General features: G+C 67.2%; 22 protein-coding genes and 2 pseudogenes. 23 read left to right on the top strand and 1 reads right to left on the bottom strand.

Annotated elements, in window-relative coordinates:
* Positions 1-297 precede the first annotated feature (297 nt).
* The 22 genes and pseudogenes from TSO352_RS20325 to TSO352_RS20220 all read left to right on the top strand — a co-directional run bounded on the left by TSO352_RS20325 (position 298) and on the right by TSO352_RS20220 (position 20,946).
* Entirely contained in the window at positions 298-1,818 is a 1,521-nt protein-coding gene (locus tag TSO352_RS20325) for a sensor domain-containing diguanylate cyclase (protein ID WP_109109069.1), read from the top strand.
* 145 nt (positions 1,819-1,963) lie between these two features.
* A pseudogene (locus tag TSO352_RS20320) lies at positions 1,964-2,110 on the top strand (transposase); the annotation flags it as partial.
* Positions 2,111-2,217: 107 nt separating this feature from the next.
* Entirely contained in the window at positions 2,218-2,778 is a 561-nt protein-coding gene (locus TSO352_RS20315) for a DJ-1/PfpI family protein (RefSeq protein WP_199231758.1), read from the top strand.
* Positions 2,779-2,883: 105 nt separating this feature from the next.
* Positions 2,884-5,436 (top strand): glycyl radical protein, encoded by a 2,553-nt coding sequence (locus tag TSO352_RS20310; RefSeq protein ID WP_109109066.1) that lies wholly within the window; start codon positions 2,884-2,886, stop codon positions 5,434-5,436.
* 27 nt (positions 5,437-5,463) lie between these two features.
* Positions 5,464-6,600, top strand: coding sequence for a 1-propanol dehydrogenase PduQ (locus TSO352_RS20305; RefSeq protein WP_109109065.1), 1,137 nt, complete (start codon positions 5,464-5,466; stop codon positions 6,598-6,600).
* Positions 6,601-6,656: 56 nt separating this feature from the next.
* Positions 6,657-6,959: a propanediol utilization microcompartment protein PduA gene (gene pduA / locus TSO352_RS20300; RefSeq protein ID WP_109109064.1), complete on the top strand. Its 303-nt coding sequence runs from the start codon at positions 6,657-6,659 to the stop codon at positions 6,957-6,959.
* A gap of 30 nt (positions 6,960-6,989) precedes the next feature.
* Positions 6,990-7,817 (top strand): propanediol utilization microcompartment protein PduB, encoded by an 828-nt coding sequence (gene pduB, locus TSO352_RS20295; protein WP_109109063.1) that lies wholly within the window; start codon positions 6,990-6,992, stop codon positions 7,815-7,817.
* Between the two features lie 23 nt (positions 7,818-7,840).
* Positions 7,841-8,095, top strand: a pseudogene (locus TSO352_RS34050) (BMC domain-containing protein); the annotation flags it as partial.
* Positions 8,096-8,419: 324 nt separating this feature from the next.
* Positions 8,420-8,698 carry a BMC domain-containing protein gene (locus TSO352_RS20285; protein ID WP_109109061.1) on the top strand — a complete coding sequence of 93 codons (279 nt, stop codon included), beginning with the start codon at positions 8,420-8,422 and terminating at the stop codon, positions 8,696-8,698.
* A gap of 101 nt (positions 8,699-8,799) precedes the next feature.
* Positions 8,800-9,501: a phosphate propanoyltransferase gene (locus TSO352_RS20280; RefSeq protein ID WP_282183890.1), complete on the top strand. Its 702-nt coding sequence runs from the start codon at positions 8,800-8,802 to the stop codon at positions 9,499-9,501.
* A 38-nt stretch (positions 9,502-9,539) separates the two neighbouring features.
* Entirely contained in the window at positions 9,540-10,397 is an 858-nt protein-coding gene (gene eutJ / locus TSO352_RS20275) for an ethanolamine utilization protein EutJ (RefSeq protein WP_109109060.1), read from the top strand.
* The gene (locus TSO352_RS20270) at positions 10,394-11,194 is read left to right on the top strand and encodes a flavoprotein (RefSeq protein WP_109109059.1); all 801 of its coding nucleotides are present in this window, start codon (positions 10,394-10,396) and stop codon (positions 11,192-11,194) included. Before eutJ ends, TSO352_RS20270 begins: the two co-directional genes overlap by 4 nt.
* Positions 11,195-11,207: 13 nt before the next feature.
* Positions 11,208-11,486 carry a EutN/CcmL family microcompartment protein gene (locus TSO352_RS20265; RefSeq protein WP_109109058.1) on the top strand — a complete coding sequence of 93 codons (279 nt, stop codon included), beginning with the start codon at positions 11,208-11,210 and terminating at the stop codon, positions 11,484-11,486.
* Position 11,487: 1 nt separating this feature from the next.
* Positions 11,488-12,039, top strand: coding sequence for a heme-binding protein (locus TSO352_RS20260; RefSeq protein WP_109109057.1), 552 nt, complete (start codon positions 11,488-11,490; stop codon positions 12,037-12,039).
* Positions 12,032-13,705, top strand: a complete 1,674-nt coding sequence (locus TSO352_RS20255) for an aldehyde dehydrogenase family protein (protein WP_109109056.1) — start codon at positions 12,032-12,034, stop codon at positions 13,703-13,705. Before TSO352_RS20260 ends, TSO352_RS20255 begins: the two co-directional genes overlap by 8 nt.
* A gap of 49 nt (positions 13,706-13,754) precedes the next feature.
* On the top strand, positions 13,755-14,057 hold the full coding sequence (locus TSO352_RS20250) for a BMC domain-containing protein (protein ID WP_109109055.1): 303 nt from the start codon (positions 13,755-13,757) through the stop codon (positions 14,055-14,057).
* A gap of 41 nt (positions 14,058-14,098) precedes the next feature.
* On the top strand, positions 14,099-15,016 hold the full coding sequence (locus TSO352_RS20245) for a glycyl-radical enzyme activating protein (protein WP_109109054.1): 918 nt from the start codon (positions 14,099-14,101) through the stop codon (positions 15,014-15,016).
* 34 nt (positions 15,017-15,050) lie between these two features.
* On the top strand, positions 15,051-16,202 hold the full coding sequence (metK, locus tag TSO352_RS20240) for a methionine adenosyltransferase (RefSeq protein WP_109109053.1): 1,152 nt from the start codon (positions 15,051-15,053) through the stop codon (positions 16,200-16,202).
* A gap of 19 nt (positions 16,203-16,221) precedes the next feature.
* Complete coding sequence (locus tag TSO352_RS20235; RefSeq protein ID WP_247872275.1) at positions 16,222-17,499, top strand: PocR ligand-binding domain-containing protein; 1,278 nt, start codon at positions 16,222-16,224, stop codon at positions 17,497-17,499.
* A gap of 38 nt (positions 17,500-17,537) precedes the next feature.
* Entirely contained in the window at positions 17,538-18,566 is a 1,029-nt protein-coding gene (locus tag TSO352_RS20230) for a response regulator (RefSeq protein ID WP_109109052.1), read from the top strand.
* A gap of 109 nt (positions 18,567-18,675) precedes the next feature.
* On the top strand, positions 18,676-19,875 hold the full coding sequence (locus tag TSO352_RS20225; protein ID WP_109109051.1) for an acetate/propionate family kinase: 1,200 nt from the start codon (positions 18,676-18,678) through the stop codon (positions 19,873-19,875).
* Between the two features lie 354 nt (positions 19,876-20,229).
* Positions 20,230-20,946, top strand: a complete 717-nt coding sequence (locus TSO352_RS20220) for an MIP/aquaporin family protein (protein WP_109109050.1) — start codon at positions 20,230-20,232, stop codon at positions 20,944-20,946.
* A gap of 256 nt (positions 20,947-21,202) precedes the next feature.
* Here TSO352_RS20220 and TSO352_RS20215 read toward each other — a convergent pair whose 3' ends face one another.
* Positions 21,203-21,580: a cytochrome c family protein gene (locus TSO352_RS20215; RefSeq protein ID WP_109109049.1), complete on the bottom strand. Its 378-nt coding sequence runs from the start codon at positions 21,578-21,580 to the stop codon at positions 21,203-21,205.
* Between the two features lie 318 nt (positions 21,581-21,898).
* Here TSO352_RS20215 and TSO352_RS20210 point away from each other — a divergent pair, with 318 nt between their 5' ends.
* A complete protein-coding gene (locus TSO352_RS20210) occupies positions 21,899-22,765 on the top strand; it encodes a LysR family transcriptional regulator (RefSeq protein ID WP_109109048.1) in 867 nt (288 codons plus the stop codon).
* The last annotated feature ends 63 nt before the right edge of the window (positions 22,766-22,828 follow it).

Below are 22,828 nucleotides of genomic sequence, written 5' to 3'. Positions count from 1 at the left end.
CTTTCGTGGAATAGGCTGGTCGCGGTCTCGCCAGAGGTCGGCACGATGTCCGCCGAAATATGCTCCCTCCGTGCAACATAGGGACGCCAAGGCGCGCTGGGCTCCAAAGCCTCGTCGATGCACGATCCGCGATTTGCTTCGCAAAGCGCGACAGCAGATGCGCACTGCAGGACGAAGACCGCTCACCTGTCGCCCAATCCCTTTCGGCTGCGCTCCAAGGGCATGGCATAGGTTTTGCTGATCCTTCCAATCTGAAGAGCCGGTTGGAGAAGGCTTGGAAGAACGGGAGTGGGCAGAATGCGTGGGGTGACCGAGCGGCCGTCGAGAACTGTGTTCGTCGTTGCCGTCGCCATCATCGCGGTGATCGGACTGGTCGTGCGGACGCTTTGGCAGGACTACAACCGCACCTGGCTGCAGGCTGAAGCGCTTGCCACAGACACGGCCAGAGTCGTCGAAGCCCAGGTGTCCCGCACCGTACACAGCGCAGACATTGTCCTTCAGCAGGTCATCACCATGATCGAAGAGGCCGGCGGTCTGGGGGCGGTCCGCAGCGAACCTTACTGGCAGCGGGTCCGGCAGTATGCCGCAAACGTCGACGGCGGTGAAAGTCTGTGGGTGTTCGACCGGGGCGGTGATGTTGTGCTTTCGACCACCGGGCCCTTTCCCGGTACGGCCTTCAACGCCACTGATCGGGCTTATTTTCAGGCCGCTCTTCAGAGCCAGGGGCTGTTCATCGGTCCGGCCATTCAGTTCAAGGTCAACGGCGCCCCGGTCGTTACCGCCTCCCGTCCTTTGAGAGACAAGGACGGCGTCGTTGTCGGCGGAGTCGTCGTGGCCATCAACGCGCAGTGGTTGACCGAATTCTACGCGTTGATGGACTTCGGCTACAGCCCTGCCATCGCAATCTTCCGCACCGATGGAAGCATCGTCGCCCGCCGTCCCAACCTCGAAAGCGTTATTGGCCAGTCGGATATTGATGGACCACTGTTCAAGGAGCATCTGCCGCGGGGGCAAGCCGGTTTCTATATTTCCACCTCGCGGTTTGACGGCAAGCGGCGCATGGCGGCCTACCGCTCGCTGGCTGAATTGAACCTGATCATCTACGCCGGCGTGGAGACGGCCACGGTCTTCGCGTCATGGCGCGAGCGATCGCTTTGGTTCGTCATAGATGTCGCGGTCATGCTCGCGTTGATTGTGCTGGCGATCCTCTGGGGCTCGCGCTTCCGGCTGAAGGCCCGGCGGACCCAGCGACGCCTCCTGGAGGCTGAGGCGATGACGGTGCAGATGGCCGCCGAACTGCAGTACGCCCGCCGCGACCCACTGACCCAGTTGCCCAATCGCGGCCTGTTCCTGGAGATGGCCGCTTCTCTTCATCAGCAGTGTCGTGCGCAGGGCCAGACGATCGCCGTCCTGTTCATTGATCTGGACGGCTTCAAGTCGATCAATGACCGCGAGGGGCATAAAGCCGGTGACGAGGTGCTTCGGCGAACGGCGTCGGTGCTGCAGGCACTGACGCGCGATCACGATCTGATCGGCCGCTTTGGCGGTGACGAATTCACCCTGTGTGTGCCAGGGCCATACAATATCCTGTTGCAGACGGCGTGCAGCATCGCCGAGCGTGTCGTTGGACAGATCGCAGGGCTTGAGCCGGGCCTTGGTTGCAGCGTCGGAATCGCCTTGCAGCCACAGGGCTGTGACGATCTTGGATGTACGTTGCAACGAGCGGACAACGCGATGTACCGAGCCAAACGCGCCGGCAAGGGGCGTTACGCGCTCGCTTCGGAACTGGATGACTGCGCAACCTGCTCGGTGTTGTGAGCAACTCCGGTGTGGAGTTGAACCGCACCGGTTTTCCCGGAGCTCCCCCATCGTCTGAGAAAGTGGGGTCATCATGACGACACAGGCATCACCCAAGCACGCCCCCTGACGTCCGCGATCGCGGGGTTCGGATGGTGTTCGAGCACAAAGGGGGCTGAACGCCGGGATTGATCATCACCGGGAGAGTGGTGAGCCAGATGGGCGGTCCAGCAGCCGCAACGGCTATGGACGCAAGACGGTGCTGACCGACACCGGCAAGGTCGCCCTTGATGTTCCGCGCGAGGCAAATTTTTACTGTCATAAGACAAAATTGTACAATTGACCGGTAGTCACCCAAAAACTAATCTTTCATCACGTCAGATCAAAATAAAAAGGGGGATTGCCGTGGTTGCTGTCCTCATGTTGGCAGGAGATTTTTCAGAAGACTACGAGGTGATGGTTCCTTTTCAGGCCCTGGGGATGCTGGGCATGAGAATCGACGTGGTTTGTCCAGGAAAACGGGCCGGTGATCTTATAAAGACAGCGATCCACGATTTCGAGGGTGACCAGAGTTACAGTGAAAAGCCGGGGCACCGTTTCAAGCTGACCGGCTCCTTCGCGACCATCGATCCCGATGCCTATCAGGGCCTGTATCTGACCGGGGGACGGGCACCGGAATATCTGCGGCTGAACCCAGCGGTGCTGCGCATCGTCCGTCATTTCATGGACCGGTCGCTGCCGGTGGCCGCGATCTGCCACGGCGTGCAGATCCTCACCGCCGCGGATTTGGTTCGCGGTCGCAAGCTTACCGCCTATCCCGCTGTCCGTCCCGAGGTGGAGATGGCCGGCGGCCTCTTTGTCGATGCGGATCCCGAGGAGTCGGTGACCGATGGCAACCTGGCCACCGCGCCGGCCTGGCCCGGCCATCCCGCTCTTCTGCGCGACTTCGTCCGTCTGCTGGATCACGGCATCCGGCGCTGAGGCGGCGGCACCGGCGGGGCATCCACCCGCAGCAGGCCGCCGCCTTCCAAGAATTTCCAGAGACTCTTCCAGGAAACCAGCAAATCCCGAAGTGGAGGATGTGTCATGATCGAGAGAGGTTTCTCCAAGCCGACCGATCGGGTCATGCGGCTGAAGAACCAGATTCTCAACGCCGTTCCGCATGTCGAGGCGGACCGCGCCGTTCTGGTCACCGAAGCCTATAAGGAAACCGAAGGGCTGCCGGCGATCCTGCGGCGGGCCAAGGCGGCGGAGAAGATTTTCAACAACCTGCCGGTGACCATCCGCCCGGACGAGCTGATCGTCGGCGCCATCACCCGCAACCCGCGCTCGACCGAGATCTGCCCGGAGTTTTCCTTCGACTGGGTGGAAAAGGAATTCGACACCATGGCCACCCGCGTGGCCGACCCGTTCGAAATCCCGAAGGAAACCGCCCGCGCCCTGCATGACGCCTTCCTCTACTGGCCGGGACGGACCACCAGCGACCTCGCCGCCTCCTACATGTCGCAGGAGGCCAAGGACTGCATCGCCGCCGGCGTCTTCACCGTCGGCAACTACTTCTACGGCGGCGTCGGTCATGTCTGCGTCGATTACGGCAAGGTGCTGAAGATCGGCTTCCGCGGGATCATCGCCGAGGTGGTCCAGGCGATGGAGACGATGGACCGCAGCGATCCCGACTACATCAAGAAGCAGCAATTCTACAATTCGGTGATCATCGCCTACACCGCGGCGATCAACTTCGCCCACCGCTACGCGGCCAAGGCGCAGGAGATGGCCCGGTCGGAAAGCGACCCGGTCCGCAAGGCCGAACTGCTGCAGATCGCCCGCAACTGCGAGCGCGTTCCCGAACATGGCGCCGGCAATTTCTGGGAGGCCTGCCAGTCCTTCTGGTTCGTGCAGAGCCTGCTGCAGATCGAATCGAGCGGCCATTCGATCTCGCCGGGCCGCTTCGACCAGTACATGCAGCCCTATCTGAAGGCCGACACCGGCATCTCGCGCGAGTTCGCGCAGGAGTTGGTGGACTGCATCTGGATCAAGCTGAACGACGTCAACAAGACCCGCGACGCCGTGTCGGCGCAGGCCTTCGCCGGCTACGCCGTGTTCCAGAACCTGTGCGTCGGCGGCCAGACCGAGGACGGGCTGGACGCCACCAACGACATGTCCTTCATGTGCATGGAGGCGGTCGCCCATGTCCGCCTGCCGGCGCCGTCCTTCTCGATCCGCGTCTGGCAGGGCACGCCCGAGGAATTCCTCTACCGGGCCTGCGAGGTCGCCCGGCTCGGGCTCGGCGTTCCGGCCATGTACAACGACGAGGTGATCATCCCGGCGCTGCAGAACCGCGGCGTGACGCTGCGCGACGCCCGCGATTACGGTATCGTCGGCTGCGTCGAGCCGCAGGCCATCCACCGGACCGAGGGTTGGCACGACGCCGCCTTCTTCAACGTGGCCAAGGTCTTCGAGATCACGCTGAACAACGGCAAGGTCAACGGCAAGCAGCTTGGCCCGGTGACCGGCGAATTCACCAGCTTCCGCAGCATGGACGACCTCTATGCCGCCTTCCAGACGCAGATGGAGTATTTCGTCCACTATCTGGCCGAGGCCGACAACTGCGTCGATCTCGCCCACGCCGAACGCTGCCCGCTGCCCTTCCTGTCGGCCCTGGTCGACGACTGCATCGGTCGCGGCAAGTCGGTGCAGGAAGGCGGGGCGATCTACAACTTCACCGGTCCGCAGGCCTTCGGCGTCGCCGACACCGGTGACTCGGCCTACGCCATCCAGAAGCATGTCTTCGAGGACGGCAAGCTGACGCTGGCGGAACTGAAGGAGGCGGTCGACGCCAATTTCGGCCTGTCGGCCGGCGTGGCGATGCCGGCCAGCGGGGCGGCGGCCGGCGACCTGACCGAAGAGCAGGTCTACGCCGCGGTCCGCAAGGTGTTGAGCGCCAGCGGCTCGCTCGATATCGCAGCGCTGAGAGGCGAGGTTTACCGCACGCTGGCCGGCTCCGCCGCCCCGGCGGCGAACGCCGGCAAGGCCTCCAACTACGAGGCGATCCGCCGTCTGCTCGACAACAGCCCGGCCTTCGGCAACGACATCGACGACGTCGATCTGGTCGCCCGCAAATGCGCCGCGATCTACTGCAACGAGGTCCAGAAATACCGCAACCCGCGTGGCGGACAGTTCCAGGCCGGCATCTATCCGGTGTCCGCCAACGTGCTGTTCGGCAAGGATGTCGGTGCGCTGCCCGACGGCCGGCCGGCCAGGACGCCGCTCGCCGACGGTGTGTCGCCCCGCCAGGGCAAGGACGTGACGGGGCCGACCGCCGCCGCCAACTCGGTGGCCAAGCTTGATCACTTCCTGGCTTCCAACGGCACGCTCTACAACCAGAAATTCCTGCCCTCCGCGCTCGCCGGCGATGCGGGGCTGCGCAACTTCTCCTCGCTGGTGCGCAGCTACTTCGATCACAAGGGCATGCATGTGCAGTTCAACGTGATCGATCGCCAGACCCTGCTGGACGCCCAGCGGGAGCCGGAGAAGCACAGGGATCTGGTCGTGCGGGTCGCCGGCTACAGCGCCCAGTTCGTCGTCCTCGCCAAAGAGGTGCAGGACGACATCATCAGCCGCACCGAACAGGTGTTCTGAGGCATCGGCGGCGGAGGATCGGCGGCCATGACCATGACCCAGCGCTTCTTCCTGAAGACCGAGATCCTGTTCGGCGACGGGCTGTACGACCGGTTGGAGGTGTTCCGTGGCCGGCGGATCGGCATCGTCACCGACGGCTTCATGGTCCGCTCCGGCATGGTCGGGCGGCTGCAAGGCAAGCTGCCGCCCTGCGAACTGGCGGTCTTCGCCGAGGTGGTGCCGGAACCGCCGGTGGACGGCATCGCCAAGGGCGCCCGTGTCCTGGCCGAGTTCCGGCCGGATGCGGTCGTCGCCCTCGGCGGCGGTTCGGTCATCGACGCGGCCAAGGCGATGCTGGCCACGCTGCGTGAAATGGGTGGGCCGGACATCGTCCTGGTGGCGGTGCCGACCACCAGCGGCACCGGATCGGAGGTGACCTGCTACGCCGTCATCTCCGAACCGGAGCGTGGCATCAAGCATCCCCTGCGCTCGCCGGAGATGGTTCCGGATCTGGCCCTGCTGGATCCGGATCTGGTGGCGAGCGTGCCGCCGGCGGTCACCGCCGACACGGGCATGGACGTCATCACCCACGCGCTGGAGGCCTATGTCGCCACCGGGGCGACGGACTTCAGCGACGCCTTCGCCGAAAAGGCGCTGAGCCTCGCCTTCGCCAAGCTGCCGGCGGCTTATGCCGACGGTGGCGACCGGGCGGCGCGGGCGGCGCTCCACAACGCCTCCTGCATGGCCGGCATGGCGTTCAACGCCGCGGGGCTCGGCCTGAACCACGGGCTTGCCCACGCCATCGGCGGGCGCTTCCACCTTCCGCACGGCCGCATCAACGCCATGCTGCTGCCGCTGGTGGTGGACTACAACGCCGGCACGCAGGACGGCTTCGGCCCCGGCCTGCCGGCGGCGGAGCGCTACGCCGAGATCGCGCGGCGCGTCGGGCTGGAGGCCTCGACCGCCCGTGGCGGTGCGAAGGCGCTGGCCCGGGCGATCGCCCGCATGAACGACCGGTTCGGCATTCCCGCCACCCTGCGGGCGGCCGGCACCGACATGGACGACTACGCAAGGGCGCAGGACCAGTTGGTCGAGGCGGCGCTTGCCGACGCCTGCACGGCGAGCAACCCGCGCACGCCCACGGCCGGCGAGGTGGCCGGCCTGATCCGGGCGGTGGGTGGCTGATCTCAAGTCCGGAAAACCAAATCCAGCCAATCGAGTTCAAGACAAGGGAGTTTGCGATGCAACAGGAAGCTTTGGGAATGGTGGAGACCAAGGGTCTGGTCGGGGCGATCGAAGCCGCTGACGCCATGGTGAAGTCCGCCAATGTGGCCCTGGTCGGCTACGAGAAGATCGGGTCCGGTCTGGTGACGGTGATGGTGCGCGGCGACGTCGGCGCGGTGAAGGCGGCGACCGATGCCGGCGCCGTGGCCGCCGGCAAGGTGGGCGAGGTGGTGTCGGTGCATGTCGTGCCGCGGCCGCACACCGAGGTCGAGAAGATCCTGCCGCACAACACCCCCGCCATCGCTCACGCCGCCGACTAGCCGCGGAAATCCTGACAGGAGGGCTTTGCCGTGAAGGACGAACTTGTCGAGAAGATCATGGGTGAGGTGCTGCGGAAGATGGGCGGTCCCGACCTGCTGCCCGCCATCCCGGACTCCCCCCGCGCCGCGCCGCCTCCCAGCAGCTCCCCCAGCCGCTCCCTGGGCGGCTGCGGGCTGACGGAATTCGTCGGGACCGCCATCGGCCACACCATCGGCCTGGTCATCGCCAACGTGGATCCGCTGCTCCACGAGAAGATGAAGATCAGCCCGAAATACCGCTCCATCGGCATCGTCGGGGCGCGCACCGGGGCCGGGCCGCACATCTTCGCCGCCGACGAGGCGGTGAAGGCGACCAACAGCGAGGTGGTGCTGATCGAGCTGCCGCGCGACACCGAGGGCGGGGCCGGCCATGGCTGCCTGATCCTGTTCGGTGCGGAGGACGTCTCCGACGCCCGCCGTGCGGTGGAGGTGACGCTGAAGGAAGTCGAGCGCACCATGGGCGACGTGTACGGCACGCCGGCGGGGCATCTGGAGTTCCAGTACACCGCCCGCGCCAGCTATGCGCTGAACAAGGCGTTCGGCGCGCCCATCGGGCAGGCCTTCGGCATCACCGTCGGCGCTCCGGCCGCCATCGGCGTGCTGCTGGCCGACACCGCCGCCAAGGCCGCGACCATCGATGCGGTCGGCTATGCCTCGCCCGGCAGCGGCACCAGCTACAGCAACGAGGTCATCTTCCTGTTCACCGGCGACTCCGGTGCCGTTCGCCAGGCCGTCATCGCGGCGCGCGAGGTCGGCAAGCAGGTGCTCGCCACGCTCGACCCGGCCGAGATCAAGTCGGTCACCCGGCCGTACATCTGACGGCCTGTCGGGGAGGAACCGCCATGACGCAATTCAGCCTCGGGCTGATCGAGACGATCGGCTTGGCAGCCGCGGTGGAAGCCGCCGATGCCGCGGTGAAATCCGCGAATGTCGTGCTGGTTGGGTACGAACTGGCCCGCGGCGACGGCATGGCCGTCGTCAAGGTCCAGGGGGAGGTCGGGGCGGTCAACGCCGCGGTCGCCGCCGGGGCGGCGGCGGCGGCCCGGGTCAACCGGGTGGTCGCCACGCGGGTGATCGCCCGCCCCGCCGACGGCATCGCCGGACTGGTGGCCAACCGCGACACCGTCGGCGTCCGCAAGGCCCCCGCCGTTGCGGCGGCAGCGCCGGCGCTGCTCCCGGCAAGCGTGCCCGAACCGGTGCCGGAGCCGGTCCCCGAAGCCCCGGCCCAACCGGCCTCTGCCGATGCGGAGCCGGCGGCGGAGCCTGTGCCCGAAGCCGTGGCGGACACCACCGCGAAGACGGACCCCGCACCGTCGCAGCCGCCCGTCCGCCCGTCCAGCCGTCCGGCGGCTCCCGGCGGCCAGAGGACGAAGATCAAGTAGCGCTCGCAAGCCTGTCGAGCCCAGACAAGGAGAAGGACCATGAGTGGCGAAGCATTGGGAATGGTCGAGACCAAGGGTCTCGTCGGTTCCATCGAGGCTGCCGATGCGATGACGAAATCGGCCAACGTGACGCTGATCGGCTACGAGAAGATCGGCTCCGGGCTGGTGACCACGCTGGTGCGCGGCGATGTCGGCGCGGTGAAGGCCGCCGTCGATGCCGGCGCCGCCGCCGCCGAGAAGGTCGGCGCGGTGGTGTCCAAGCATGTCATCCCGCGCCCGCATGCGGATGTGGAGCGCATCCTGCCGCATCTGCACTGAGACGACCGTCGGCGGACCCTTTCCCAACCCGTCATCCCACCGGCGCAGCCGCAACGGCGGGGTGACGGGACCGCAAATCTTCGAAGCCCATGGCGGCGGATATGATGCAACTCACCAACGACACGGTCGAACGGATCATCCAGGAGGTGCTGGCGCGGGACATCCTGGCCGGGCTTCCGGGGGCACGGGACAGCCGGGCGCCGGCGTCCGCCGGTTCGTCCGGCACCGACCCCCGCCTTGTGCCGGTCGGCGTGTCGAACCGGCACCTCCACCTGTCGCGCGCCGACCTGGAGGCCCTGTTCGGGCCGGGGGCGGCGCTGCACCGGATGAAGGCGATGAAGCAGCCCGGCCAGTTCGCCGCCGAGGAGACCGTGACCCTCAAGGGTCCCAAGGGCAGCCTCGCCAAGGTGCGGGTGCTGGGGCCGGTGCGGCCGGAAACCCAGGTCGAGATCTCCATCGCCGACGGCTTCGCGCTGGGGATCGCGCCGCCGCTGCGGATGTCCGGCCAGCTGGAGGATACCCCCGGCATCGAAATCATCGGGCCGCGCGGCCGGGTGTGCAAGGAGCGCGGCGTCATCGTCGCCCAGCGCCACATCCACATGCCGCCGGACATCGCGGCCCGGCTCGGCCTGCGCAACGGCCAGGTGGTCGATGTCGAGGCCATCGGCGAGCGCGGCGGCATCCTGCACGCGGTCGCCATCCGGGCGGTCGAGGCGTCGGCGCTGGAACTGCACATCGACGTGGAGGAGGCCAACGCGCTCTGCCTCAGGAACGGCGACACCGTCCGCATCCTGACGCCCTGAGACGGACGGCCAACCCCGTCGGGAAAGGAGTTCGAACCATGCAACAGACCGATCCGGACGCCGTGCTGCGGGACTTCGGCCGTCTGGTCCGCGAGCGGGCCTGCCTGCCGGCCGACCGCCGCGCTCCCGGCCCGTTGCGGACCGGCGTCGACCTCGGCACCGCGAACATCGTGCTGTCGGTGGTCGACGGCGCCGGGCGGCCGGTGGCCGGGGCGAGCTTTCCCTCCACCGTCGTCCGCGACGGCATCGTCGTCGATTATGTCGGCGCGGTGTCGGTGGTGCGGCGGCTGAAGGCGGAGCTGGAGGAGCGGCTGGGGTGCGACCTCGTGCAGGGCGCCACGGCGATCCCGCCCGGCATCCTGCCCGGCAACGCGAAGGCCATCGCCAATGTGGTCGAGGCCGCCGGCTTCGAGGTGGCGGACGTCAGCGACGAGCCGACGGCAGCCGCCCGCGTGCTGGGGCTGCGCGACGGCGCCGTGGTCGACGTCGGCGGCGGGACCACCGGCATCAGCATCCTGAAGGACGGCCAGGTGGTCTTCACCGACGACGAGGCGACCGGCGGCACCCACATGACCCTGGTTCTGGCCGGAGCGCTCGGCATTCCCATCGCGGAGGCGGAGGCGCGCAAGACGGATCCGGCCGCCGCGGACGAGGTTTTCGCGATTGTCCAGCCGGTGGTCGAGAAGATGGCCGGGATCGTCACCCGCTGCCTCGCCGGGCATCAGGTGGAGACGATCCACGTCGTCGGCGGGGCCTGCAGCTTCGACCGCTTCGTTCCGCTCTTTGCGAAGCGGACCGGTCGCGTTGTGGTCAGGCCGGCGGAGCCCCTGCTGGTGACGCCGCTCGGCATCGCTCTCTACGGCAACGCCGGTGCGCTGGCGGGGAGGGCGTCATGACGCCGGCCGACCTCGAACGGGTGGTGTTGAACGCCATCGTCGACCTGCTGTCCGACCGCATCGTCGAGCGGCTGCGCGCGCGCCAGGCGTCTTCGTGGAACGTCCCTTCCCGGCACGCCCTGGTCCTGTTCACCGGGACCGACCTGGGGCTGGTCAAGGCTGCGGCCTCGCTTCGCGAACTGGCGGCCGAGGGGTGGCGGTTGCGGGCGGCGCTGTCGCCCCAGGCCCGCCGCCTGCTGACGCCGGCGCTCTCCCGCGATGCTGGGCTGTGCCGGCTTCTGGACGGGGCGCCCGTGGATGCGGACGGGGAGGCGCTGCTCGACGGCTGCGGCCTGCTGCTGGTGCCGACGCTGACCGCCACCACCGCCGCCAAGGTGGCCTGCGGGCTGCGCGACGGCCTGGCCCCCTGGCTGCTGGCGCGCGGGATCGAGCGCGGCTTGCGGGTGGTCGCCGCCGTCGATGGCTGCTGCCCCGACAATCCGGCGCGCGCCGGGCGCGGCTTCACGGCACCGGAACCCTATCGGGAGATGATGCGCGCTCACCTTCGGGCGCTGCGCTCCTTCGGTGTGGAGCTGGTCCCGGCCGGGGCGCTGGCGCTGGCGGTACGGCAGACCTCCGGCGGCGCGCCCGCGCGGCAACCGGTGGCGGAGACGCCCGCCCATGGCCGGCGGGTCTTCGGCCGCAGCGACGCGGCGCTGTGGCGGGACGCGGAATTGCGGCTCGGCCGCGACGTGCTGGTGACGCCGGCCGCGGCCGACGAACTGCGCCGCCGGGATATCCGGCTGGTCCAAGCGTGAACGGAGGCGAGCCATGTATCTGGCCAAGGTGATCGGGACCGTGGTGTCGACGAGCAAGGCGGAGTCCCTTGCCGGCACCAAGCTGCTGGTGGTGGCCCGGCTGACCGAGCGGCTGATCCCCGACGGCGTGACCGAGGTGGTGGTCGACACGGTCGGCGCCGGCAACGGCGAGACGGTCATCGTCGCCCGGGGAAGCTCCGCCCGCCAAGCGCTGGGCCGCGACCATTCCGTGGCCGACGCCGCCATCGTCGGCATCGTCGACACCGTCGAAATCGCGCATCAGGGGGGCTGACATGACGACCCTGACGGCAACCGGCCCTGCGGTCGCGTTCGGAACCGCAGCGGAGCAACGCCGGATCGCGGCGCTGGTCGATGCGGCGCTGGCCGATCTGGCCGGCAACGGCGCGCTCACCCTCGCCGAGGCCCAGCGGCTGGCCCAGGCCGCCGAAGCGGTGGCGCTGGCGATGGGGCTCGCCATCGTCGTCGCGGTCGCCGACCCGGCCGGCGCGCCGATGCTTCTGCACCGGATGGACGGCGCGTTGCCGGCCAGCACCGACATCGCGCTGAACAAGGCGTTCACCGCCGCCGCTTTCCGGATGGCGACCCACGAGCTGGGGGAATTGGCTCAACCCGGCCGGCCGCTCTACGGCGTGCAGGCCACCAACCAGGGCCGCGTCGTCCTGTTCGGCGGCGGTTATCCGTGCCGGCGCAACGGCGCCGTCGGCGGCGCCATCGGAATCAGCGGCGGCACGGCCGACCAGGACATGCGGATCGCGGCCTGCGCGCTGCACACACTCACGCGAGACTCGGGCCTGCTGCCCGAGGGAGGGAAAACTCATGAATGACGGGCAGATCACCGCGCTCGTGGACAAGGTGCTGGGCGCCTATGGCAGCCCGGCCGAGGCCACCGTCCATCAGGCTCCCGTTCCGGCCCCGGCCCCGGCACCCCAGCCCGCCGTCGACGACGCGGTGGCGCGGGCCATCGCCAAGGTCCTGAGCGACCACGGCTCCCACACGCAGCCGAAGGGCGAGGCCAAGACGGAGGTGCCGCGCTGGGTCCCCAGCTCCCGCCGCTGCTGCTGGAAGCCGGCGGAGGCACCGGAGCGGGCGGCGGACGAGGTCATCGACCGCATCGTCGCCAAGGTGCTGGGCGGGACGGAACCGGCGGCAACGGGCGGGCCGGCGGACGAGGTCGGGGACGGCATCTTCGACAGCATGGACGAAGCGGTGGAGGCCGCCGCCGTCGCCCAGCAGCAGTACCTGCTGTGCTCGATGGCCGACCGCAAGCGCTTCGTCGACGGCATCCGTGCCGTGATCCTGCGGCCGGAGACGCTGGAGCGGCTGTCGCGCCTGTCGGTCGAGGAAACCGGCATGGGCCGCTATGAGCACAAGCTGATCAAGAACCGCCTCGCCGCCGAGAAGACGCCGGGCACCGAGGATCTGGCGACCGACGCCCTTAGCGGCGACGACGGGCTGACGCTCGTCGAACATTCGCCCTACGGCGTCATCGGGGCGATCACCCCGACCACCAACCCGACCGAGACGATCATCTGCAATTCGATCGGCATGCTGGCCGCCGGCAACAGCGTGGTGTTCAGCCCGCATCCGCGCGCGACCCAGGTGTCGCTGCTGACCGTGCGGCTGATCAACCAGAAGCTGGCCGAGCTGGGGGCACCGGCCAATCTGGTGGTGACGGTGGGCAAGCCGTCGATCGAGAACACCAACGCCATGATGGCCCATCCCAAGGTCCGCATGCTGATGGCGACCGGCGGCCCAGCGATCGTCAAGGCGGTGATGTCCACCGGCAAGAAGGCGATCGGTGCCGGCGCCGGCAACCCGCCGGTGGTGGTGGACGAGACGGCCGACATCGAGAAGGCGGCGCGCGACATCGTCAACGGCTGCAGCTTCGACAACAACCTTCCCTGCATCGCGGAGAAGGAGATCATCGCGGTGGACGAGATCGCCGATTTCCTGGTCTTCGCGATGAAGAAGAACGGCGCCTTCCACCTGACCGATCCCGAACAGCTGCGCCGGCTGGAGGCGCTGGTCCTGACCGAGAAGGGCGGGCCGAAGACGTCCTGCGTCGGCAAGGACGCGGCCTGGCTGCTCGGCCAGATCGGCGTAGCGGCGGACGACGGCGTCCGGGTCATCCTGATCGAGGTGCCGAAGGCGCATCCCTTCGTGCAGGAGGAGCTGATGATGCCGGTCCTGCCGCTGGTCCGCGTGCGCGACGTCGACGAGGCCATCGCCGTCGCCATCGAGGTCGAGCATGGCAACCGCCACACCGCGATCATGCATTCGACCAACGTGCGCAAGCTGACCCAGATGGCGAAGCTGATCCAGACCACGATCTTCGTGAAGAACGGCCCGTCCTACGCCGGCATCGGCGCCGGGGGCGAGGGCCATGCGACCTTCACCATCGCCGGGCCGACCGGCGAGGGGCTGACCTCCGCCCGCTCCTTCGCCCGGCGCCGCCGATGCGTGATGGTCGAGGCGCTGAACATCCGCTGACACCGGCCGCCGCCGAACCGCCAGCCCCAGCAAACGGGAGGAACCCGGAATGAACGCCCGGATCATCAACGCCCCGCGGCCGGAAGTGCTGCAGATGCTGGAGCGCCGCATGACGCCCGACCTGCGCGCGCGCCTGCGCGAACAGCGGATCGACGCCGTCGGGCTGGTGCAGACCAGCATCCCCGACATCTTCTTCCTCGCCGATCTGGCGGGGAAGGCGTCGGGGGTCTTCACGGTGGAATTGCACGGCAGCTGCCCGCAGCACATCAGCACGCTGGCCGTCTTCGGCGAGACCGCCGCCGTCCAGGCCGCCATGCAGGCGATCGAAAGCCAGCTCGGCCGCGCCCACTGACGCGGCAGGCGGCGAGCGGCAAGCTCAAAAGGAATGCGACCATGAGTGCGATCAATTTCGAGCAGGACGGGATCGTCTTCGACATCCAGCGCTATTCGATCCATGACGGTCCGGGAATCCGCACCATCGTCTTCCTGAAGGGCTGTCCGCTTGCCTGCCGCTGGTGCAGCAACCCGGAATCGCAACGCCCGGACCCGGTGCTGCTGTTCCACAAGCCGAGCTGCGTCGCCTGCGGGCGTTGCATCCAGGTCTGTCGGCAGGGCGCGCTGTCCGTCGACAATCCGGCCTTCGTCGACCGCTCGCGCTGCAACGGGTGCGGCGCCTGCGCCGATGTCTGCCTGACTGGTGCGCTGGCGCTGAAAGGGCGCCGGATGACGGTCTGGCAGGTGATGCAGGAGCTGAAGAAGGACGCCACCAACTACCGCCGGTCCGGTGGCGGGATCACGCTGTCCGGCGGCGAGCCGCTGGTGCAGTCGGACTTTTCCGTGGAGTTGCTGAAGGCCTGTCACGAGCAGGGCTGGAACACGGCGATGGAGACGACCGGCTGCGCGCCGAAGGAGGTGGTCGAGCGGGTGATGCCTCACGTCGACCACGCCCTGGTGGATTTGAAGTCGATCGACCCGGCGGTCCACCAGGACAACACCGGCGCACCCAACCGCCTGATCCTGGAGAACGCGCTGCGCATCGCCTCGATCACCGAAACGGTGGTCCGGGTGCCGCTGGTGCCGGGGGTCAACGCGACCGCGCCGGCCGTCGAGGCGATCGGGCGGTTCGCCAAGCTGATGCCCGGCGTCGGCACCATTCATCTGCTGCCCTACCACACCTATGGCGAGAACAAGTACGGCCTGCTTGGGCGCGACTACCCGATGGGCGACACGCCCGCGGTGCCGGCGGAGACCGTCGCGGCGCTGAAGGGCGTGGTGGAGGGGTTGGGGTTCACCTGCGTCATCGGCGGCTGATCGTCCGGCAGCCGGCATTTGCGAGGGAATTGCGATGTCCACCCAGTTCGTTACGGCGGAATCGGTGACCGAGGGCCATCCCGACAAGATCTGCGACCAGATCGCCGACGGCATCCTGGACGCCTGTCTGGCGCAGGATCCTCTGTCGCGCGTGGCGGTGGAGGCGCTGGTGTGCGGCGACACGCTGGTCATCGCCGGCGAGATCACCACCACCGCCGACATCGACGTGGCGGCAACCGCCCGCGGCGTCATCCGCGACATCGGCTACACCGATCCCGCGCTCGGCTTCGATGCCGACGGCTGCCTTATCCTGACCAACCTGCGGACCCAGTCGCCGGACATCGACCGCGGTGTGTCGCTTGGCGAGGAACTCGGCGCCGGCGATCAGGGCGTCTTCTACGGCTATGCCTGCGACGAGACGCCTTGCGGCATGCCGGCCGCCATCCATCTCGCCCACCGGCTGGCAGCCCGTCTGGCCGCGGCACGCAAGGGCGGCACGCTGCCCTGGCTGCGGCCGGACGGCAAGACCCAGGTCACCTTGCGCTGTGACAACGATGGACGGCCGGTGGAGATTTCCAGCCTGGTGGTGTCCGCCCAGCATGACGAGACGGTCGGGCGTGAGGAGCTGGTCCGCGGGCTGGTGGAGGCGGTCATCCTGCCGGAGGTCGGCGGCCTGCTGGCGCCGGACGCCCGCATCCTGGTCAATCCCACCGGCCGCTTCGTCGTCGGCGGGCCGGCGGCCGACACCGGGCTGACCGGGCGCAAGCTGATGGTCGACAGCTATGGCGGCTGCGCCCGGCACGGTGGCGGCGCCTTTTCCGGCAAGGACGCGACGAAGGTCGATCGCAGCGCCGCCTACATGGCACGCCTGATCGCCAAAACCGTGGTCGCCGCAGGACTTGCGACAAAATGCGAGGTTGCCCTGGCCTTCGCGATTGGGGAGAGTCTGCCGGAAATGGTGACCATCGGCACCTTCGGGACCGGGACGGTCGATACCGATCGCCTGTCGATGGCCGTCAGGGACGTGTTTCCCCTGTCCGTTTCCGGGATGATCGCAGCGCTGGGATTGCGCCGTCCCATCTTCCGCCCCACCGCAGCCTACGGGCATTTCGGCAGGGAAGACCAAGGCTTCCGATGGGAACTGACCGACCGTGCGGCGGCCTTGCGCGCTGCCTGCGGTCTTTGAGGCGGATCGCGCGGAGGCGATGATGCAGGATGTGCTGGAACGGGTGCCTGCCCAGGATCGGACGCTTCGGCTCGACGACCTGATCAGTGTCGACATGCTGCAGAAGGTGCAGGACAACTTCAGCGCCGCCGTGGGCATCGCCATGGTCATCGTCGATCAGGAAGGCGCGCCGGTCACCCGGCCCAGCAGTTTCTCGTCCTTCTGTCAGGCCGTCCGGGCCTCGGCCACGCGGCGCGACCAGTGCTTCCTGTGCGACGACGTGGGCGGGCGCCGGGCGATGGCCACCGGCGAGCCGAGCATCTATCGTTGCCATTGCGGCCTCGTCGATTTCGCCGCCCCGGTCATCGTCCGCGGCCAGTATCTTGGCGCCGTCATCTCCGGACAGGTGCTGTTGCGCGATGCGTCGAACCGGGTCATCGACCATATCCTGCCGCCGGACGACGCGTGGCGGCTCGACCCGCAGCTCAGCGCGCTCCGCGAGCAGATCCGCGAGATCCCCTACGACAAGCTGCGCGCCGCCGCCTACACCCTGTTCCACATGGCCGCCTATCTGGTGGAAGAGGCTTATTCCAACGCGGTCAGCCAGGAACTGAGCGCCAAGAACCTGAAGCTGATGGAGGAATCCAAGCGCCGCGCCGAGTTGGAGAAATCCCTGCGCGAGGCGGAACTGCAGGCCCTGTCCTATCAAGTCAACCCGCATTTCCTGTTCAACGTGCTGAACACCATCGGCCGTCTGGCGCTGAAGGAACGGGCGGAGAAGACGGAGGAGCTGGTCCACGCCTTCGCCGACATGATGCGCTACATCCTGAAGAAGTCGCGGTCGCAGCTGGTCCCCTTTTCCATCGAGCTGGAGCATGTCCGCAACTACCTCTACATTCAGAAGGTGCGGATGGGTGATCGGCTTACCTTCACCATCGATTTGCCGCACGGCTATGACGGCGTGCTCTCCCCCTTCATGGTGCTGCATCCCATCGTCGAGAACTGCATCAACTACGCGATCGAACCGCGTGAGGCCGGCGGGCGGATTGCGATTTCGGTGCGTGACGACGGGCGCGACATGATCGTCGAGGTGACCGACAACGGCGACGGCATCGCTCCCGAGCTGGCGCGGGCTGCCCTGGACGGCGTGGCGGATCATCACGGCCGGACCAGCATCGGGCTGCACAATGTGGACAGCAGGTTGCGCTATTTCTTCGGCGACGACCATGGGCTGACCATCGAAAGCCTCGGCATGGCCGGTCGGGGAACGCGGGTGAGCCTGCGCATCCCGCTCGACTTCGATCCCTGCAGCATGTGACGCCAGCCGCCGGCGGCGGTGCGTTCGGGAGGACGGCGATGTACGGCGTTGTCATTGTTGAGGACGAGGAACTGGAGCGTCAGGCGCTGCGCAGCATCCTGACCGAGAAGATGGACGGTATCCGCATCCTGGGCGAGGCGGCGACCGGGCCGGAGGCGGTGAAGCTGATCGACACGCTCGACATCGACCTGATGCTCGTCGACATCAACATCCCGCGGATGAACGGGCTTGAGGTCATCCGTCACCTGCGTGAACGGCACAGCGACACCAAGGTGATCATCACCACCGCCTATGATTATTTCGAGATGACGCGGACGGCGATCCACCTCAAGGCGGACGAATACCTGCTGAAGCCGATCCGGACCCAGACCCTGGTGTCCACGGTCCAGGCCTGCCTCGATCAACTCGGCGCCGGCCGGCAATGCCGGGAGCTGATGGACGCCCTGTCCGGACTGGTGGAGCGCAACGCCTACCGCGATGCCGTCGCCCTGGTGCGGCGCCGTGTGGACTGGATCGGCACGCAGCGCGACCGTCCGTCCCGCGACCTCTTCCTCGATCTCGCCACCGGTCTGGTCGGGCTGGCGCGGGAAAAGGGCGTCGCCCTGCCGCAAGCCGTGGCGAAGCAGGTGGCACAGCTGCGCGCCATGCCGCCGAGGGAGTGCGACGGCCGTGCGGCGCTGGCGGTGCTGCTGGGTCTGCTGGATCTGCTGTTCGACGTCGGGGACACCGAAGCCAGCCAATGCGCCGGCCTGGTGGAAAAGGCGTTGAACTACATCGAGCGGAACCTGAGCAAGGGGGTGACGCTGGAGGAGGTGGCCGACCACGCGCACATCAGCGCGTGCTATCTCAGCCGGCTGTTCAAGAAGAGGCTGAACATCAACTTCGTCACCTACCTGACGGCGCGGCGGATCGAACTGGCCAAGGATCTGCTGACCCAGACCGAGCTGCCGGTCACCGGCATCGCGCTGAAGCTGTCCTACAACGACGTCAACTACTTCTGCAAATCCTTCAGGAAGGAAGTCGGGCTGTCGCCGTTGGAATACCGGCGGCAGGTGCGCGCTCCCTGAACCCGTCGGCTTTCATGTCGAATCCCTGCCTTCTGCCACGGGCGGACCGGACGGTCCCAGTGCCCGCAGGGGGGATCCTGTCTCAATCTTCCGCAAGAGAATCCCGTCCATGCCGCATCAGGATGCCTGCATCGTCATCAACGCCGGCTCGTCGAGCCTGAAATTCTCCGTGTTCCTGGACGGTGGCAAGACGTCACCGCAGCCACTGCTGTCCGGTCAAATCTCGGGCATCGGCACCCGGCCGGTGTTCGAGGCGAGGGATGCCGCGCGCCGGTCGCTCGGCGAACGCCGGTGGGAGGGCGACGGTGCGCCGGACCGCCAAGGGCTGCTGCGCCACCTGCTCGATTGGCTCGGCGGTCAGCTCGGCGACGTCCGGCTGGCGGCGGCCGGCCACCGGGTGGCCCATGGCGGCACCCGCTTCGCCAAGCCGGTGCGCCTGATGGCCGCCCGGGTCGATGAGTTGGACAGCCTGATCCCGCTTGCTCCGCTGCACCAGCCCCACAATGTCGCGGCGATCCGCGCACTGGCGGCGCTGTATCCCGACCTGCCGCAGGTTGCCTGCTTCGACACCGCCTTCCACCAGGGCCAACCAGCGCATGCGCAGAGCTTCGCCATCCCGCGCGCACTGACCACCGAGGGCATCCGCCGCTACGGTTTCCATGGGCTGAGCTACGAATACATCGCGACGCAATTGCCGCAAGTGGACCCCGATCTGGCGGAGGCCAGGGTCGTGGTTTGCCATCTCGGCAGCGGCGCCAGCCTGTGCGCCATGCGTGCCGGGCGCAGCGTCGACACCACCATGGGCTTCACCCCGCTGGACGGCGTGCCGATGGGCACCCGGCCGGGCGCCATCGACCCGGGCGTGCTGATCTACCTGATGCGGGAAAAAGGCTACGGCGCCGACGAGCTGGAACGGCTGCTGTACCGTGAATCGGGTTTGCTCGGCGTGTCGGGCATTTCCAACGACATGCGCGATCTTCTGCAATCCGATGCTCCGGAGGCGGCGGAGGCGGTGGAGCTGTTCTGTCACGGGGTCGCCAAGCAGGCGGCGGCGATGGCCGCGTCGATGGGGGGCATCGACGCGCTGGTCTTCACCGCCGGTGTCGGCGAGCATTCCGCTCCGGTGCGGGCGCGGATCGCGGCGAAACTCGACTGGCTCGGGATCCGCCTCGATCAGGTTTCCAACGACGCCAAGGCCACCCGGATTTCCGCCGACGACAGCCGGATTCCCGTTTTCATCATCCCCACCGACGAGGAGCGGATGATCGCCGGCCATACCCTGCGCCTGCTTCAGGACGCCGTGGTCTAGGACGCCGTGGTCGGGCCGACCGCCTGACGCCGTCTGCTTGCGCCTGTGCGGGAGTGCAAGTTTTTACAGTCGGAAGACAAAACTGTCACGTTGACCCTCCCGCCCCCGCACAGTCTAATCAGCATCAAGTAAGTGCATCAGAGTTTGGCCGCCGATCGCAGCGCTCTGATAGACAAACATCAAGCCGATGCCTGGTTCACGCGGCTGAACAGGATGCCGTTACGCCCGATCAAACCTTAGCCCGCCCTGAAACCCGTTGCCGGTGTGATCTGTATTGGTGGGAGACTGGGTTTGTGCCGGCGCCGTTTTGCTGATTCCAGCCACAACGCTGCAACCCGCTCAAGGAGACCATCCATGTTGCCATATCTGGCAGAATATTTGGGCACTGCCTTGCTGATCCTGCTTGGCGACGGGGTCGTCGCCAACTGCACGCTGGACCGGTCTGCCATGAAGGGGGCGGGCGTCCTGCAGATCACGATCGCCTGGGCCTTTGCCGTCATGATCGCCGCCTACATCTTCGGCGCCGTGTCGGGAGCCCATTTCAATCCGGCGCTGACGATCGCGCTGGCGGTGGCCGGCAAGTTCAGTTGGAGCATGGTTCCAGGTTATTGTCTGGCCCAGGTCGCCGGCGGCTTTACCGGTGGCGTGCTGGTCTACCTGTTCTACCGCGAGCAATTCCGCGCGACCGAGGACACCGGGACCAAGCTCGGCTGCTTCTGCACCCGCCCGGCGATCCGCAACCTGCCGCAGAATTTTCTCTGCGAGGTTATCGCCACCTTTGTGCTGGTGTTCGCGCTGCTCGGCCTCGGCAATGTCACCGGTGCCGCCGGATCCGGCCTGAATTACGTCTTTGTCTGGGGCATCATCGCCTGCATCGGCATGTCGCTCGGCGGTGCAACCGGCTATGCGATCAACCCGGCGCGTGACTTCGGCCCCCGCCTTGCCCATGCGGCCCTGCCGATCAAGGACAAGGGAAACTCCGACTTCTCCTATGGCATCCCGGTCGCCATCGGCGGCCCGATCGTCGGTGCCACGCTGGGGGCCGTGTGCTTCAGCCTGATCCCCTGGTGACATGAGCCACCCTCTCGTCGCCCACCGAGCACATCGACCGTGGAAATCCGCCGAACCAGCAAGCTCGGCGGATTTCCTGCGTTGGGCGATGGTCTCGCGAGCGTTCGCGCGACACCGTCATTCGGACCGGCTCAGCATCAGCCGGCCTTTCCGGCGCCGGAACACGCGCGAGCCGATCGGTTTCGTCGATCCGCTCAACCGGCCGTGACGCGAAGACGGGACAACGCGCCGGCGATGCCGGACGGGGGTTTTGCCGTCACTGCGACTCGCTCTTCAGATAGGCGATGAGATCCGCACGCTTGGCGTCGTCCTTGAGGCCGGCAAAAGCCATCTTGTTGCCGGGAAGGGCCGCCTTGGGGTCCTTCAAATAGACATCGAGCTTCTGCTCGTCCCACACATACCCGGCGTCCTTCACCGCCGGGGAATAGGTGAAGCCGTTGGCGGTGCCCGCCTTCCTGCCAACGATCCCATGCAGGTTTGGACCGACACGGTTAGGGCCGCCGGCCTCGATGGTGTGGCAAGCCTTGCAGGTGTTGAACACCGCCTTGCCCGCCGCCGCATCGCCCTCCGCGGCCTGCGCGGCGATGGTCCCACCGGAAATCAGAATGACGGACGCCAACAGAACATTGCGCATGACTGACACAGCGGAACTCCCCTTTCTCAACGTTGCCCCCGGATGTACGGCGCGGTCGGCCGGCTTCCGTCCGGGCTGGCACAGCGGAGGCTACTGGCGGCAGAAAGAAGCAGAAAGCGAATTTAACCGATGGTCGTCATCGCCTTTTCCGATATCATTTCGTCTCTGCGGTGATCTCGGCCGTCGTGGTTGCAGCCGGTGAGTGCGACGAATCGTCTCATACTGTCCTGTCGCGATCCCACCAGCGATGCCTTACGTCTGGACCTCGAAGGCTGAAGGCGACCGGCTGCGGATGGGCCGGCATTCACGTGAGGTGTCATGGATACGGAGATGGCGCGGACCTTTCTGGAGGTCACAGCGGCGGGAAGTTTCATGGCGGCCGCCGACCGGCTGCATGTGACACAGTCGACGGTCAGCACGCGCATTCAGCAGCTGGAACGGCAACTTGGCTGTCGGCTGTTCGTGCGCAACAAGACCGGCGCCACGCTGACCAGCGCGGGTTTGCGCTTCCAACGCCATGCCGTCGCAATACTTCGCCTGTGGGAGCAGGCCCGTCAGGAAGCGACATTGCCCGCCGGCCACAAGGCGCTTCTGCGCATCGGCAGCGAGGCGGGTTTGTGGAATCGCCTGCTGCACCGCTGGATCCCCTGGATGCGACGCAACGCCAACGAGATCGCGTTGCGCTGCGACGTCGGTTTGCCGAGCGGGTTGCTTCAAGGCCTCCAGGATGGAACGCTCGATGTTGCCGTCCTCTATTCGCCGCGCGCCCTGCCGGGCTTATCCATACGTTTGCTTCTTGAGGAAGAGCTTGTTCTTTTCCGGATGCCCGCGGTCGAGGACCATGCGGAGGAGCATTATGTCCATATTGATTGGGGTGACGACTTCCGGCGCAACGTGAGTCTCCACCATCCGGATGTGCAATCGGCTCCGGTGTCGATCGGCGTCGGGACACTCGGGCTTGACTATGTGAAACAATGTGGTGGCACGGGGCATTTTCCCCGGCAACTCGTCCAGCCCCTGATCGACGCCGGCAAGGGGGAAATTCTGCCGAACGCCCGCGCCATGAGCCTGCCCATCTACGCCGCCTATCCAACCGACGCCGATGCCACCATCATCGACCCGGCGCTCACCGGATTGAAGGCCATCCTGGGTCTCCCTTCGGGGGCCGGCGCGGGCGCCGACTGACCGTCCATACCGGCGATCCGCTTGCCCCCCAGTCCAGGGTGTCCGGTGGCCGATCCTGGGAGC

This window comes from Azospirillum sp. TSO35-2 (genome assembly GCF_003116095.1).
In the GTDB taxonomy this organism is placed as follows: domain Bacteria; phylum Pseudomonadota; class Alphaproteobacteria; order Azospirillales; family Azospirillaceae; genus Azospirillum.
Note: the sequence above shows the minus strand (reverse complement) of the source record. Positions and strands in the feature narration are given on the sequence as shown.

Coding starts and splice junctions, on each gene's coding strand:
- TSO352_RS20250 (WP_109109055.1), top strand. CDS start 13,755: ATGAACGCCCGGATCATCAACGCCCCGCGGCCGGAAGTGCTGCAGATG.
- TSO352_RS20265 (WP_109109058.1), top strand. CDS start 11,208: ATGTATCTGGCCAAGGTGATCGGGACCGTGGTGTCGACGAGCAAGGCG.
- TSO352_RS20215 (WP_109109049.1), bottom strand. CDS start 21,580: ATGCGCAATGTTCTGTTGGCGTCCGTCATTCTGATTTCCGGTGGGACC.
- TSO352_RS20315 (WP_199231758.1), top strand. CDS start 2,218: ATGTTGGCAGGAGATTTTTCAGAAGACTACGAGGTGATGGTTCCTTTT.
- TSO352_RS20235 (WP_247872275.1), top strand. CDS start 16,222: ATGATGCAGGATGTGCTGGAACGGGTGCCTGCCCAGGATCGGACGCTT.
- TSO352_RS20325 (WP_109109069.1), top strand. CDS start 298: ATGCGTGGGGTGACCGAGCGGCCGTCGAGAACTGTGTTCGTCGTTGCC.
- TSO352_RS20245 (WP_109109054.1), top strand. CDS start 14,099: ATGAGTGCGATCAATTTCGAGCAGGACGGGATCGTCTTCGACATCCAG.
- TSO352_RS20225 (WP_109109051.1), top strand. CDS start 18,676: ATGCCGCATCAGGATGCCTGCATCGTCATCAACGCCGGCTCGTCGAGC.
- TSO352_RS20230 (WP_109109052.1), top strand. CDS start 17,538: ATGTACGGCGTTGTCATTGTTGAGGACGAGGAACTGGAGCGTCAGGCG.
- TSO352_RS20305 (WP_109109065.1), top strand. CDS start 5,464: ATGACCATGACCCAGCGCTTCTTCCTGAAGACCGAGATCCTGTTCGGC.
- TSO352_RS20270 (WP_109109059.1), top strand. CDS start 10,394: ATGACGCCGGCCGACCTCGAACGGGTGGTGTTGAACGCCATCGTCGAC.
- TSO352_RS20220 (WP_109109050.1), top strand. CDS start 20,230: ATGTTGCCATATCTGGCAGAATATTTGGGCACTGCCTTGCTGATCCTG.
- TSO352_RS20255 (WP_109109056.1), top strand. CDS start 12,032: ATGAATGACGGGCAGATCACCGCGCTCGTGGACAAGGTGCTGGGCGCC.
- TSO352_RS20210 (WP_109109048.1), top strand. CDS start 21,899: ATGGATACGGAGATGGCGCGGACCTTTCTGGAGGTCACAGCGGCGGGA.
- eutJ (WP_109109060.1), top strand. CDS start 9,540: ATGCAACAGACCGATCCGGACGCCGTGCTGCGGGACTTCGGCCGTCTG.
- TSO352_RS20260 (WP_109109057.1), top strand. CDS start 11,488: ATGACGACCCTGACGGCAACCGGCCCTGCGGTCGCGTTCGGAACCGCA.
- TSO352_RS20280 (WP_282183890.1), top strand. CDS start 8,800: ATGATGCAACTCACCAACGACACGGTCGAACGGATCATCCAGGAGGTG.
- pduA (WP_109109064.1), top strand. CDS start 6,657: ATGCAACAGGAAGCTTTGGGAATGGTGGAGACCAAGGGTCTGGTCGGG.
- TSO352_RS20285 (WP_109109061.1), top strand. CDS start 8,420: ATGAGTGGCGAAGCATTGGGAATGGTCGAGACCAAGGGTCTCGTCGGT.
- metK (WP_109109053.1), top strand. CDS start 15,051: ATGTCCACCCAGTTCGTTACGGCGGAATCGGTGACCGAGGGCCATCCC.
- TSO352_RS20310 (WP_109109066.1), top strand. CDS start 2,884: ATGATCGAGAGAGGTTTCTCCAAGCCGACCGATCGGGTCATGCGGCTG.